The organism is Aquimarina sp. U1-2, assembly GCF_017897595.1.
Classification (GTDB): Bacteria; Bacteroidota; Bacteroidia; order Flavobacteriales; family Flavobacteriaceae; genus Aquimarina.
This window is the reverse complement of the sequence record NZ_JAGKIK010000006.1, coordinates 1-13,005: the sequence shown is the minus strand read 5'-3', so window position 1 is coordinate 13,005 and position 13,005 is coordinate 1. Positions and strand designations below refer to the sequence as shown.

Annotated in this window: 11 protein-coding genes and 1 riboswitch; of the genes, 10 read left to right on the top strand and 1 reads right to left on the bottom strand. The window is 37.6% G+C overall.

Translation table 11 applies throughout. From position 1 onward, the window contains the following. Positions 1-12 precede the first annotated feature (12 nt). The 7 genes from cysD (at position 13) to J8281_RS09440 (ending at position 7,588) form a co-directional block, all read left to right on the top strand. Positions 13-960, top strand: a complete 948-nt coding sequence (gene cysD, locus J8281_RS09470) for a sulfate adenylyltransferase subunit CysD (RefSeq protein ID WP_210197378.1) — start codon at positions 13-15, stop codon at positions 958-960. A gap of 141 nt (positions 961-1,101) precedes the next feature. Next, positions 1,102-2,349, top strand: coding sequence for a sulfate adenylyltransferase subunit 1 (locus J8281_RS09465; RefSeq protein WP_210197377.1), 1,248 nt, complete (start codon positions 1,102-1,104; stop codon positions 2,347-2,349). 164 nt (positions 2,350-2,513) lie between these two features. After that, positions 2,514-4,604: a HEPN domain-containing protein gene (locus tag J8281_RS09460; RefSeq protein WP_210197376.1), complete on the top strand. Its 2,091-nt coding sequence runs from the start codon at positions 2,514-2,516 to the stop codon at positions 4,602-4,604. 79 nt (positions 4,605-4,683) lie between these two features. Then, complete coding sequence (gene cobA / locus J8281_RS09455) at positions 4,684-5,466, top strand: uroporphyrinogen-III C-methyltransferase (RefSeq protein ID WP_210197375.1); 783 nt, start codon at positions 4,684-4,686, stop codon at positions 5,464-5,466. 61 nt (positions 5,467-5,527) lie between these two features. Beyond that, complete coding sequence (locus J8281_RS09450; RefSeq protein ID WP_210197580.1) at positions 5,528-6,124, top strand: bifunctional precorrin-2 dehydrogenase/sirohydrochlorin ferrochelatase; 597 nt, start codon at positions 5,528-5,530, stop codon at positions 6,122-6,124. Between the two features lie 2 nt (positions 6,125-6,126). After that, positions 6,127-7,182, top strand: coding sequence for an NAD(P)/FAD-dependent oxidoreductase (locus J8281_RS09445; protein WP_210197374.1), 1,056 nt, complete (start codon positions 6,127-6,129; stop codon positions 7,180-7,182). Positions 7,183-7,267: 85 nt separating this feature from the next. Continuing rightward, positions 7,268-7,588: a 2Fe-2S iron-sulfur cluster-binding protein gene (locus J8281_RS09440; protein WP_210197373.1), complete on the top strand. Its 321-nt coding sequence runs from the start codon at positions 7,268-7,270 to the stop codon at positions 7,586-7,588. Here J8281_RS09440 and J8281_RS09435 read toward each other — a convergent pair. Next, complete coding sequence (locus tag J8281_RS09435; RefSeq protein ID WP_210197372.1) at positions 7,585-8,019, bottom strand: cytochrome c oxidase assembly factor Coa1 family protein; 435 nt, start codon at positions 8,017-8,019, stop codon at positions 7,585-7,587. The two genes, J8281_RS09440 and J8281_RS09435, sit on opposite strands and share 4 nt — an antisense overlap. Positions 8,020-8,455: 436 nt before the next feature. Next, a riboswitch (SAM riboswitch) is annotated at positions 8,456-8,582 on the top strand. A gap of 146 nt (positions 8,583-8,728) precedes the next feature. Here J8281_RS09435 and J8281_RS09430 point away from each other — a divergent pair. Genes J8281_RS09430 through metH form a run of 3 tightly spaced genes read left to right on the top strand, consistent with a single transcriptional unit; the run spans position 8,729 to position 12,837 of the window. Beyond that, the gene (locus tag J8281_RS09430; protein WP_210197371.1) at positions 8,729-9,733 is read left to right on the top strand and encodes a homocysteine S-methyltransferase family protein; all 1,005 of its coding nucleotides are present in this window, start codon (positions 8,729-8,731) and stop codon (positions 9,731-9,733) included. A 10-nt stretch (positions 9,734-9,743) separates the two neighbouring features. Beyond that, entirely contained in the window at positions 9,744-10,112 is a 369-nt protein-coding gene (locus J8281_RS09425; protein WP_210197370.1) for a four helix bundle protein, read from the top strand. Next, a complete protein-coding gene (metH, locus tag J8281_RS09420; protein WP_210197579.1) occupies positions 10,099-12,837 on the top strand; it encodes a methionine synthase in 2,739 nt (912 codons plus the stop codon). Before J8281_RS09425 ends, metH begins: the two co-directional genes overlap by 14 nt. Positions 12,838-13,005: the final 168 nt, after the last annotated feature.

Below are 13,005 nucleotides of genomic sequence, written 5' to 3'. Positions count from 1 at the left end.
ACGAAAAATAATATGGAAATATTAGAAAAGAAAGTTGAACAAAGTGATAGTTCTGAGCATACTTCCGTTCTTCAAGTGAATCCGCTTGAAAGCGAAGCTATTTATATTTTTAGAGAAGTAGTAGCTCAGTTTGAGAAGCCCGTGTTACTTTTTTCGGGAGGTAAAGATTCTATTACTTTGGTGAGATTAGCTCAAAAAGCATTTTATCCGGGTAAAATTCCTTTCCCATTATTACATATTGATACAGGGCATAATTTTCCTGAAACTATCGAATTTAGAGATCGATTGGTTGAAGAACTAGGTGTAGAGCTGATTGTTCGTAATGTTCAGGATGCTATTGATCAAGGAAAGGTGGTTGAAGAAAAAGGGAAATATGCGAGTAGAAATAGTTTACAAACGACTACACTTTTAGATGCTTTAGAAGAATTCAAATTTGATGCTGCCATCGGTGGTGCACGTAGAGATGAAGAAAAAGCAAGAGCTAAAGAAAGAATATTCTCAGTACGAGATGATTTTGGACAGTGGGACGAAAAAAACCAACGCCCAGAATTGTTTGATCACCTTAATGGCAAAATAGATTTAGGTCAAAATGTTCGTGTATTTCCGATAAGTAATTGGACAGAATTGGATGTTTGGAGTTATATCGAAAAAGAAGGAATTGAAATACCATCGATCTATTTTGCGCATAAACGCAAGACATTTATCAGAGATGGTATGATCTGGTCTGCACAGGATGAAGTGGTGTATAGAGAAGAAGATGAGCTAGTTGAAGAACGAATGGTTCGTTTTCGTACCGTAGGTGATATGTCATGTACCGCAGCTGTACTTTCAGATGCCGTAACTATCGATAAGGTGGTTGCAGAAATTAGAGCGTCAACGATTTCTGAAAGAGGCGCTCGAATCGATGACAAACGATCAGAAGCCGCCATGGAAAAAAGAAAACAACAAGGGTATTTCTAAAATGAAGAAAATAGAAATACGAAATTAGAAGTATAGTAAAAAGTTATCTAAAATTATCGAAACTCCTCACCCTTTGAGGGGGAGGTGCCGAAGGCGGAGGGGGGTAATTTTGTTTAGATGACGAAAAGAATGACTAATAAAATGGATGTATTAAAAATAGCAACAGCAGGAAGCGTAGATGACGGGAAAAGTACCTTGATCGGTAGAATCTTGTATGATACAAAGTCATTAACCACAGATAAATTAGAGGCCATAGAAGCCAAAAGCAAAGCGAATGGTTTTGACTATCTCGATTTTTCATTGGTCACAGATGGTTTGGTCGCAGAAAGAGAGCAAGGGATTACCATTGATGTTGCGCATATCTATTTCTCTACAAAATCAAAAAGTTACATTATTGCAGATACCCCGGGACATATCGAATACACCCGAAATATGGTAACCGGCGCTTCGACTTCACAAGCTTCTATAATTTTGGTGGATGCCCGAAAAGGGGTTATAGAACAAACGTATCGACATTTCTTTATCAATAATTTGTTGAGAGTAAAAGATGTAATTGTAGCTGTTAATAAAATGGATCTTGTAGATTTTTCACAAGAAAAATTTGAAGCGATCAAAGCAGACTTTGAAAAACTTATCGAAAAAAGTGATTATGCTGCACAAAACATCACTTTTATTCCGGTAAGTGCCTTACAAGGAGATAATGTGGTAGACAAATCTGAACATACGCCTTGGTATAACGGACAGACATTATTAGAACATCTAGAAGAATTAGATGCACAGGATGTGTATGAAAAATCACAAGCACGTTTTCCGATTCAGACAGTAATTCGTCCTAAGACCGACGATTTTCATGATTTTAGAGGATATGCTGGCAAATTGTACGGAGGAGATCTTGCTGTTGGAGATGAGGTAACGGTTTTACCTTCATTAACAACATCAAAAGTAAAAGAGATTTATTTCTTTGATCAAAAGTTCGACAAAGCAGGTAGAGGAAGCTCATGCACGATCACCTTAGAAGATGATGTAAATGTAAGTCGTGGCGATATGATTGTAAAATCATCAGAGAAACCGAAAATAGAAAAACAACTCACCGCAACTGTGTGTTGGATGGATAGCGCAGCTCTTAATCCGGGGACTAATTATTTTGTACAAAGCGGCAGTAACCGAATTCTTGCCAAAGTAAAAAGTATAAGTGGGACTATTGCTACAGATTTTTCTGGCGAGGATACCTCCAAAAATGCATTGCAATTAAACGAGGTTGGAAAAGTACAAATACAACTAAGCAAACCCCTGGCCTTTGATTCTTATAGCAATAACAAGGCTTCAGGTTCTTTTATACTCATCGATTCACAAACCAATAACACATCGGGAGTCGGTTTTATAGTTTAGATAGTAGTAGTTAGTATTAAGTATTTAGTTTTTTGATACTAACTAAAGAGTAAAAATTTACCAATTAATGTTTAATAGAAGAGTAAATAATATTTAGATAGTTTAATCCTAATATAAATTGACTACTTAATACTAACTACTCAATACTTAATACTAATTTCAGAATGCAAAGTTTTAGAACTGAAATAGAAAACCCTGTTGTTGAAAAAGACATTGTCGAATTGGCCAATAAGATTGAGCAATTCCATAAGGGGAAGATTGATGAAGAAAAGTTTCGTAGTCTGCGTTTGGCACGTGGTGTATACGGGCAACGTCAGGAAGGCGTGCAGATGATTCGTATTAAATTACCATATGGTAAAGTTTTAAGTAATCAATTAAGACGTATTTGTGAAGTGTCTGATGAATATTCAAGAGGACGTCTTCATATCACTACACGTCAGGATATTCAGATTCATTATGTAGACTTAAATCGTACTCCAGAGCTTTGGGCAGCACTTGAAAAAGATGAGGTAACGCTAAGAGAGGCGTGTGGTAATACGGTTCGTAATGTCACAGCATCAGAAACAGCGGGTATTGATCCAAAAGAACCATTTGACGTTTCACCATATGCCGATGCATTGTTCCGTTTCTTTCTAAGAAATCCAATTTGTCAGGAAATGGGACGTAAATTTAAAGTTTCTTTTTCTGGATCTGATGAAGATACTGGATTATCGTATATGCACGACCTTGGTTTTATTGCCAAAATAGAAAATGGAGTTCGCGGATTTAAAGTAATGTTAGGTGGTGGATTAGGATCTCAACCCAGACATGCTGATGAATTGTATAGCTTTCTGCCTTCTGATAAAATAATTCCGTTAATGGAAGGCGTACTTCGAATTTTTGATCGTCATGGTGAGCGTAAAAGTAGAGCTAAAGCCAGAATGAAATTCTTAATCAAAGATATTGGATTAGAAGCATTCAAAGCATTGGTAGAGGCTGAGCAAAAGGCAATCGTACAAAAATCTGTGCCGATTGATGCAGAGGCCTATAAAGCTTCGGTTCCGGTGACGGTAGAGACTCCAATAGTTGAGATTAAAGATCAAAAGGCTTTCGATTTATGGAAATCTACCAATGTGATTCCTCAAAAACAAGAAGGGTTTATGGCTATTGGTATCAAAGTATTGTTAGGAGATTTTTATACAGATAAAGCAAGATTGTTGGCTGATTTAGTAGAAAAATATGCCGCAGGTGAAATAAGATTGTCATTACGTCAAAATATTTTGATTCCATTTGTAAAAGAAGATTTGGTTCCGTTTTTCTATCAGGAATTAGGTAATCTAGGGTTTACCGAAGCTGGATATAACAAAGCTGTTGATATTACTGCTTGTCCAGGAACCGACACTTGTAATCTTGGTATTGCCAGTAGCACAGGTATTGCTGAAGAGTTAGAGCGAGTAATCAAAACCGAATACCCACAATACCTTGAAAAAGAAGGTTTGGTCATCAAAATAAGTGGGTGTATGAATGCATGCGGGCAACACAATATGGCGAATATTGGATTCCAGGGAATGTCTGTTCGTACCAAAGATAAACTTGTTGCACCCGCACTACAAGTATTGCTAGGAGGAGGGAACCTGGGTGACGGAAGAGGTCGTTTTGCTGATAAAGTAGTGAAAATACCAAGTAGAAGAGGTCCGGAAGCATTGCGAAGAATACTAAATGATTTTGAAGCTAATGCAAATGGTAAGCAGTTTGTAGACTACTATGCAGACAAAGGTGAAAAGTATTTCTACGACTTCCTAACTGATCTTTCTAATGTCGATAATTTAACTCCTCAAGATTTTATTGATTGGGGGAACAAAGAGGAATATGTAAAAGCCATCGGAATTGGAGAATGTGCGGGAGTTGTGATCGATTTGATAGCTACATTATTCCTGGAAAGCGAAGAAAAGATCGACAATGCGAAACAATCTTTCGAAAGCGAAGTGTATTCTGATGCAGTATACCATGCCTATAGTTCATTAGTGAATTCGGCCAAAGCGTTATTGTTGGCAGAGAATAAGAAAACAAATACGCACGCCGGAATTATTCGCCAATTTGACGAAGAATTTGTTGTAAATGGAAAAATAGAACTAGACGGAACCTTTGCTGATTTGATATACCAGCTTCAGCAAAATGCGCCAAGCAAGGATTTTGCTTTAGATTATATCAAAAAAGCAGGCCAGTTTTTACAAAAAGTGCAAAAATATAGAATGACTGAGGTAGAGAGCGTTTAATAAGTCTTTAATACTATAACTTTGATTGAATTCCAAAGAAAAATTAATCAAAGTAAAATGATTTAAATCATAGCCGATAATGAATAAAAGACCAAAATTAACTGTCGTAGGAGCAGGTCCAGGAGACCCAGATTTGATTACACTCAAGGCAATTAAAGCGCTTAAGTCGGCTGATGTGGTGTTATATGATGCGCTCATTAATGAAGTTTTGTTAGATTATGCCCCGAATGCCGAAAAGATTTTCGTAGGGAAACGAAAAGGATGTTACGCGTACAGGCAAGAACAAATCAACGAATTGATTGTCAGTAGAGCCCAAAGCCACGGACATGTAGTGAGACTAAAAGGAGGTGATCCATTTATTTTTGGTCGCGGGGCCGAAGAAATGGATTATGCTCAACAATTCGATATAGAAACCGAAATGGTCCCGGGAATTTCTTCACCTTTAGCAGTTCCAGCATATCAAGGGATTCCTCTTACGAAAAGAGGAGCTTCCGAAAGCTTTTGGGTGATCACCGGTACAACAAAGTCTCATAAATTGTCGCAAGATGTTTACCTAGCGGCTAAATCAAATGCAACCGTTGCAATTTTGATGGGAATGAGTAAGTTAAGTGAAATAGTTAGTATCTTTGCAGCCGAAAACAAACAAAACATTCCAGTAGCTATTATTCAAAACGGAACTACTGATAATGAACAATTTGGGTTTGGTACTATCGACAACATAGAGCAGGTAGTTGCTGATAAAAAATTATCATCTCCCGCTATCATTGTAATAGGCGAAGTGGTAAACCAAAGATGCCCCCTAACTCCCAAAAGGGTAATTTCAAAAGTGGTAAAAGAAAGTCATTCGCTAGTGAATAAATAGAATAATTAGTATTTTGAATACCTATAACGAAAATAAACTCTTGGATAATAACGCTCCCTCTTTGGGGGATGGGGGGCAGAGAAACAATTTATATCCAGTTTTTCTGAAAGTTAGAAACCTTCAAATCCTGATTGTTGGGGGAGGAAATGTAGCCGAAGAAAAACTTACGTTCTTAACAAAATCTAGTCCAGATGCCAAGGTTACTATAGTTTCGCCGATGTTTAGAGAAGATACCATAGCGTTGGCAAACAAGTTTGGAGTAGATAGGATTACCAAAAAGTACCACAGACGTTTTCTGAAAGGAAAACATATTGTAATAGCTACTACTGATGTGCCAGAAGTGAATATACAGGTGTATAAAGATTGTAGGAAAAGAAGCAAGTTGGTCAATGTAGCAGATAACCCTCCATATTGCGATTTTTATATGGGCGGAATCGTTACTAAAGGTAATGTGAAAGTGGCTATTTCGACTAACGGAAAGTCACCCACAACCGCCAAACGGCTACGTCAGTTTTTTGAAGAAGTATTACCAGAAAACATAGACGATTTGGTAAAAAATTTAAACGAATACAGAAAAACAATACAAGGTGATTTTGAAGAAAAAGTAGAAACACTCAACGAATTCACCAAAGGATTAATTGCTAAAAAAAGAAGTTGAGCATGATAAAGACTGATATTTTAATTATCGGAGCAGGACCAACAGGTTTATTTACTGTTTTTGAAGCAGGATTACTGAAATTGAAAACACATCTTATTGATGCGTTGCCTCAACCCGGCGGACAATGTTCAGAGATATATCCTAAAAAACCAATTTATGATATCCCTGGATTTCCAGAGATTCTTGCAGGTCAGCTGGTAGATAATCTTATGGAGCAAATAAAACCTTTTAATCCTGGTTTTACCCTAGGCGAAAGAGCAGAAACCATAGAAAAATTAGAGGATGATACCTTTTTGGTAACTACCAACAAAGGGACTCAGCACAATGCACCGGTCGTTGCTATTGCAGGTGGTTTAGGGTCGTTTGAGCCGCGTAAACCGCCGATTCCTAATATTGCCGATTTTGAAGATAAAGGTGTGGCCTATATTATTCGTGACCCAGAAGTATATAGGGATAAAAAAGTGGTTATTGCAGGAGGTGGAGATTCTGCACTAGATTGGTCAATCTTCCTGGCTGATGTCGCTAGCGAGGTTACCCTGGTACACCGAAGAAATGAATTTAGAGGCGCTTTAGATTCAGTAGAAAGAGTGGCAGAGTTATCAAAACTTGGAAAAGTAAATTTGATTACCGAAGCCGAAGTAAAAGAACTCAAAGGAGATGATCATGTTACCGCAGTAGGTATTAAACATAAAACCAAAGGTGATATTCATTTAGATACCGATTATTTCATACCATTGTTCGGACTATCTCCAAAGTTAGGGCCTATTGCCGATTGGGGATTAGAAATCGAAAAAAATGCCATCAAAGTAGATAACTCATACGATTATCAAACCAATATTCCTGGTATTTATGCGATTGGAGATGTAAATACGTATAAAGGAAAGCTAAAACTGATCCTATCTGGTTTCCATGAAGCCGCAATTATGTGTCAAAGCGCGTATCAAAGAATCTTTCCAGATAAGAAATATGTAATGAAATATACCACCGTAGGAGGTGTAGAAGGATTTGATGGAACCAAAAAAGAAGCAAAAAAAGAAGTCGTAAAAGCTATCGTTTAAAAAAACAAAAAATAGTGTTTAGACCTCATAGATTTTAAAAATCTGTGAGGTCTTTGATTATATTTGTAAACCGAAAGTGAAAATTATGTCAGATGTTACTATTAAAATAAAGGATCGAGAAGGTAAAGTACACGAAGTGCAAGCACCTACAGATATGGCAATGAATCTTATGGAAGTATGTAAAGCTTACGAGCTTCCGGTAGAAGGTACCTGTGGCGGTATGGCTATGTGTGCTTCATGTCAGTGTTATATTTTATCAGATCATCAACTTCCAGAGATGAGTTATGATGAAGATATGATGCTTGCCGAGGCGTTTTATGTAGAAGATAATAGTAGATTAGGTTGTCAAATCCCAATTACACCAGAATTAGATGGTCTGGAGGTCGAGTTGGCACCGGAATCTTAGTCATCTCCTTTCCCAAAAATTTCTATAGTTTCTTTTTTCGGCTTTTTAATTCTCACTGCAATGTTTTGATACTCCCATGAGCCTTGTTTTTTATGCGCCAGGATATCTAGCTTGCCTTTCTTTTTACTTCCTAAAAGGTTGACAGAAATATGCACAGTGTTATCATCGTCACTATATCGAACTTCGCCTTCAATTAATCGAAGAAAATTATAGTTTCGTAGAGTGCCCAGTTTTTCAATCACCATTTCATTTTTACTAGCCATATTCCGGGCTTCTTCAATCAATCCAGGTTGTAAGTGTACTGCCCCATATCTAAAAGTGGCATCCCCGGTAAAATAAAAGAATATAGTAATAAAAAGAACAATTGTTGCGACAGGAAAAGCCCATTTCCGATTTTGACTAAACCAGTTTTTATGCCGTAATCTTTCCATTATTATTTGTTTATCGTTAACCCGTTGTGCATTTAGGAAAAATAGTATTAAAAAGCGTCAATTCGAGTATTTTGTCATAGCAAAGCGGAGACAAAATGTATCGAGAATAGCCTTTTTCTATCCGAAATTCTATTCTCGATACACTTCTCCCTAGATCGAAGTACTCGAATTGACAAATTTTGGTCAAAACTAGTTCTAAATGCACAACTAGTTGATAGTTCATATTTCTGAGATTCTTAAAAAAGACACATTTTTAAAGATGTATGTTGCAAAAAGCAACTCTTTTTTTAGTAAATCTGCTTTACTTTTTTGATAAAAAAAATTCGATTTTTCCATAAATTCATAAAACCGTAAAATAAACTTGCATAACAAAACACTAAGCCTTTTCTTTGTAATTACATTAGTAGTTTTAGCTACTTAGTTCATTAGTTTTTAGTTGTTATCAAGAAAGGTGGAGGGAATAGACCCTGTGAAACCTTAGCAACCCTTTATTTATCCTGATGCCTGTCAGAATCCTAAAGAAGGTGCTACATTCTATCCGTCAAAAACGGTTTAGATAACGAAAATTCATAGTAATACTATATTTTCCATTGTTTTCTTGATGAACCGGTTGAAACCAGTTCAATGATAATAAACTGAAATTTTCCTGACAGGAAATACTATTGTCGAGTATCTGTTTTGCTAAATTTTGACAAGAATAAAATGTGCTATGAAAAATATAAAGACCCTTTTAGAAGAAAGAATTCTCGTACTTGATGGAGCAATGGGAACCATGTTACAACGCCATAAGTTTTCTGAAGAAGATTTTAGAGGAGAAAGATTAAAGGATTGGCCTGTTCCCATTCAAGGCAACAACGATGTGTTAAGCATTACCCAACCCGAAGCCATAAAACAAGTACATCGATTATATTTTGAGGCTGGAGCCGATATTGTTGAAACCAATACATTCTCGGGGACAACAATAGCGATGGCAGATTATGAAATGGAGGATTTGGTCTACGAATTGAATTATGAATCGGCAAAAATAGCTAAAGAAGTGGCAGACGAATTTACTGCAAAAGAGCCTCATAAACCTAGATTTGTAGCAGGGTCTATCGGGCCTACTAATAAAACTGCCAGCATGTCTCCTGATGTAAATGATCCCGGGTACAGAGCAATCAGTTTTGAAGAGCTTAAAATAGCATACAAGCAACAAGTCGAAGCGCTATTAGATGGTGGTGCCGATATTTTATTAGTAGAAACAGTTTTTGATACGTTAAATGCTAAAGCTGCCCTTTTTGCTATAGAAGAAGTAAAAGAGAAGCGAAACACCCAGGTTCCCGTAATGGTAAGCGGAACCATTACCGATGCCAGCGGCAGAACGTTATCTGGACAAACAGCAGAAGCTTTCCTAATTTCTATAGCGCACATTTCTCTACTATCTGTTGGTTTTAATTGTGCACTTGGGGCTAATCAACTAACACCACATCTTGAAGTATTATCTCAAAAAGCGCCTTTCGCTGTTTCTGCCCATCCTAATGCAGGATTGCCTAATGCCTTTGGAGAATATGATGAAACACCAGCACAGATGGCGTCTCAGATTAAAGAATATTTAGATAAAAATTTGGTCAATATAGTAGGAGGATGCTGTGGGACCACCCCAGAACATATAAAAGCGATTGCCGATTTAGTAAAAGATTACAAACCAAGAAAGTTGTTTGTTGAAAGTTTTTAGTTGATAAGTAATGGAGTATACGGATTTAGAGGTATGGAAAGAAGCAAGAGAATTGGTAAATACTATTTATGAGATTACCAAAGCTTTTCCTAGCGATGAATTATATGGTTTAATAGTACAGATGAGGAGGTGTTCAATTTCTATACCTTCAAATATAGCTGAAGGTTGCGGGAGGAAAACATCATCTGATACTATTCGATTTCTGCATATTTCGCGGGGTTCTTTGTATGAGCTTGAAACACAAGTGTATTTAGCTGTTGACCAAAATTACGTAACAGATAGAAAAAATCAAGAATTACGTACACAAATTAAAAAGTGTAAAATGTTATTAAATGGATTTATTAACTATTACAAAACAAGAAAAGATGATAGAAAATAAATCAGAACAACATTCAACGATTAACGATCAACCAACAACTGGCAGATATATGAAACTATCAGGTTTAGAACCCCTGATAATTACGCCAGAATCTAATTTTGTTAATGTAGGAGAGCGTACTAATGTAGCAGGTTCGAGAAAGTTTTTGCGATTAATCAAAGAAGAAAAATTCGATGAAGCTCTAGATATCGCCCGGCATCAGGTAGAGGGAGGTGCGCAGATCATCGATATTAATATGGACGATGGGTTGATCGACGGTAAAGACGCCATGGTGAAATTTCTAAACCTGATCATGGCCGAGCCAGATATTGCCAGAGTACCAATCATGATCGATAGTTCAAAATGGGAAATCATAGAAGCAGGGCTTCAGGTAGTGCAGGGAAAATGTGTTGTAAATTCGATTAGTTTAAAAGAAGGCGAAAAAGAATTCATTCAGCATGCTAGGGCCATTAAGCGATATGGTGCAGCAGTTATAGTAATGGCGTTCGACGAGGTAGGACAGGCCGATAATTATGAAAGACGAATAGAAATCTCAAAACGATCGTATGATATTTTGGTCAATCAGGTAAAGTTTCCGCCAGAAGATATCATATTCGATTTAAATATTTTTCCTGTGGCTACGGGAATGGAAGAGCATCGTAAAAATGCAATAGATTTTATTGAAGCCACCCGCTGGGTACGAGAAAATCTACCGCATTGCAGTGTGAGTGGTGGGGTAAGTAATGTATCGTTTTCTTTTCGAGGCAATAATGCGGTTCGAGAAGCCATGCACTCTGTGTTTTTATTTCATGCGATAAAAGCCGGGATGAATATAGGTATCGTAAACCCTGCCATGTTAGAAGTGTACGATGATATCCCCAAAGATCTTTTAGACTATGTAGAAGATGTTATTCTAGATAGAAGAGAAGACGCTACCGAGAGACTATTAGATTTTGCCGAAACAGTGGTAGGATCAAGCAAAGAGAAAACTATAGATCTTTCCTGGCGCTCAGAACCACTTCAGGATAGAATTACCAGGGCTCTTGTAAAAGGAATTGACCAGTATATTATTGAAGATGTTGAAGAAGCAAGGCAGAAAGCAAATCAGCCGATAGAAGTGATCGAAGGACATTTAATGACAGGCATGAACGTAGTAGGCGATCTTTTTGGTTCTGGTAAGATGTTTTTGCCACAAGTTGTAAAATCTGCCAGGGTGATGAAAAAAGCTGTAGCCTATTTGCTTCCTTATATTGAAGAAGAAAAGAAAAAAGCACCCCAACACTCAACAGAACAAGGGGCAAGGGGGGCTGGTAAAATTTTGATGGCCACTGTAAAAGGTGATGTTCATGATATCGGAAAAAACATTGTTTCTGTGGTATTAGGGTGTAACAACTACGAAATCGTAGATCTTGGTGTTATGGTGCCTCCAGAAAAAATAATTCAGACGGCAATCGATGAACAGGTTGATATTATTGGGTTAAGTGGTTTGATTACGCCATCTTTAGATGAAATGGTATATCTCGCTAAAGAAATGGAGCGTAAAAACTTTAATATTCCGCTGTTAATTGGTGGGGCAACCACTTCTAAAGCCCATACAGCAGTTAAAATTGATCCACAATACAAAAATGCGGTTGTACATGTAAACGACGCATCTAGGGCAGTTACGGTAGTAGGTGATTTGTTGAATAAAAGAAGCAATCAGAAGTATGTAGGAGCACTAAAAGAAGATTATTCCATTTTTAGAGAAGGATTTTTAAAAAGAACTAAGAAAAAGGAATACCTGTCGATTGCAGCGGCTCGAAAAAATAGATATAGCATTAATTGGAAAGCTTCAGAAATCATAAAACCCAATCATCTCGGGATACAAATTATAGAACATTTTGACCTGGCTCTCCTAAAACCCTATATAGACTGGACCCCATTTTTTAGGTCGTGGGACTTACATGGTAAATACCCGGCGATTTTGACTGATGAGGTGGTTGGTGAACAAGCCACTTCCTTATTTGCAGATGCTCAAGAACTATTAGCCAAGGTGATTGATGAAAAACTATTAGAAGCCAAAGCAATTTATGGTCTATTTGAAGCCAATACGGTTAACTATGATGATATTCTTATTAACACACCTCAGGGTGAATATAAATTTCGCACCTTACGACAGCAATTAAAAAAACATGCAGGAAAACCAAATTTTGCATTGTCAGACTTTATTGCTCCTAAAGAAAGCGAAATCCAGGATTATATGGGTTGTTTTTGCGTAACTACAGGTTTTGGAACGGCAGCACTGGCAAAAGCTTTCGAAGCAGATCACGATGATTATAATTCGATTATGATTAAAGCACTTGCAGATCGCCTGGCAGAGGCTTTTGCCGAATATTTGCATGAAAAAGTTCGTAAACAGGATTGGGGATACGCAACTACCGAGGCACTATCCAACGAAGAATTAATTAAAGAGTCGTATAAAGGAATTAGACCGGCCCCAGGGTATCCGGCTTGCCCCGATCATCTCGAAAAACTAACGATTTGGGAAGTATTACAGGTGAAAGAAAAAATCGGAGTAGAACTTACCGAGAGTTTAGCCATGTGGCCTGCTGCCTCGGTATCGGGATATTACTTTGGAAATCAGGAAGCCCGATATTTTGGATTAGGAAAAATAAAAGAAGATCAGGTCAAGAATTTCGCAGAGCGGAAAAACATAGATTTGGCCTATGCCAAGAAATGGTTGGGACCTAATTTAGCTGAGGACTAGGTTTTGGATTTGCTTGCAAATCCAAAACCTGCGCGGGACGGTACAAAACCTGCGCGGGACGGTACAAAACCTGCGCGGGACGGTACAAAACCTGCGCGGGACGGTACAAAACCTGCGCGGGACGGTACAAAACCTGCGCGGGACGGTACAAAACCTGCGCGGGACGGT

What these genes read in the sequence shown, in the direction of transcription:
- cysD (WP_210197378.1), top strand. Translation starts at nt 13, where the DNA reads ATGGAAATATTAGAAAAGAAAGTTGAACAAAGTGATAGTTCTGAGCAT.
- J8281_RS09465 (WP_210197377.1), top strand. Translation starts at nt 1,102, where the DNA reads ATGGATGTATTAAAAATAGCAACAGCAGGAAGCGTAGATGACGGGAAA.
- J8281_RS09460 (WP_210197376.1), top strand. Translation starts at nt 2,514, where the DNA reads ATGCAAAGTTTTAGAACTGAAATAGAAAACCCTGTTGTTGAAAAAGAC.
- cobA (WP_210197375.1), top strand. Translation starts at nt 4,684, where the DNA reads ATGAATAAAAGACCAAAATTAACTGTCGTAGGAGCAGGTCCAGGAGAC.
- J8281_RS09445 (WP_210197374.1), top strand. Translation starts at nt 6,127, where the DNA reads ATGATAAAGACTGATATTTTAATTATCGGAGCAGGACCAACAGGTTTA.
- J8281_RS09440 (WP_210197373.1), top strand. Translation starts at nt 7,268, where the DNA reads ATGTCAGATGTTACTATTAAAATAAAGGATCGAGAAGGTAAAGTACAC.
- J8281_RS09435 (WP_210197372.1), bottom strand. Translation starts at nt 8,019, where the DNA reads ATGGAAAGATTACGGCATAAAAACTGGTTTAGTCAAAATCGGAAATGG.
- J8281_RS09430 (WP_210197371.1), top strand. Translation starts at nt 8,729, where the DNA reads ATGAAAAATATAAAGACCCTTTTAGAAGAAAGAATTCTCGTACTTGAT.
- J8281_RS09425 (WP_210197370.1), top strand. Translation starts at nt 9,744, where the DNA reads ATGGAGTATACGGATTTAGAGGTATGGAAAGAAGCAAGAGAATTGGTA.
- metH (WP_210197579.1), top strand. Translation starts at nt 10,099, where the DNA reads ATGATAGAAAATAAATCAGAACAACATTCAACGATTAACGATCAACCA.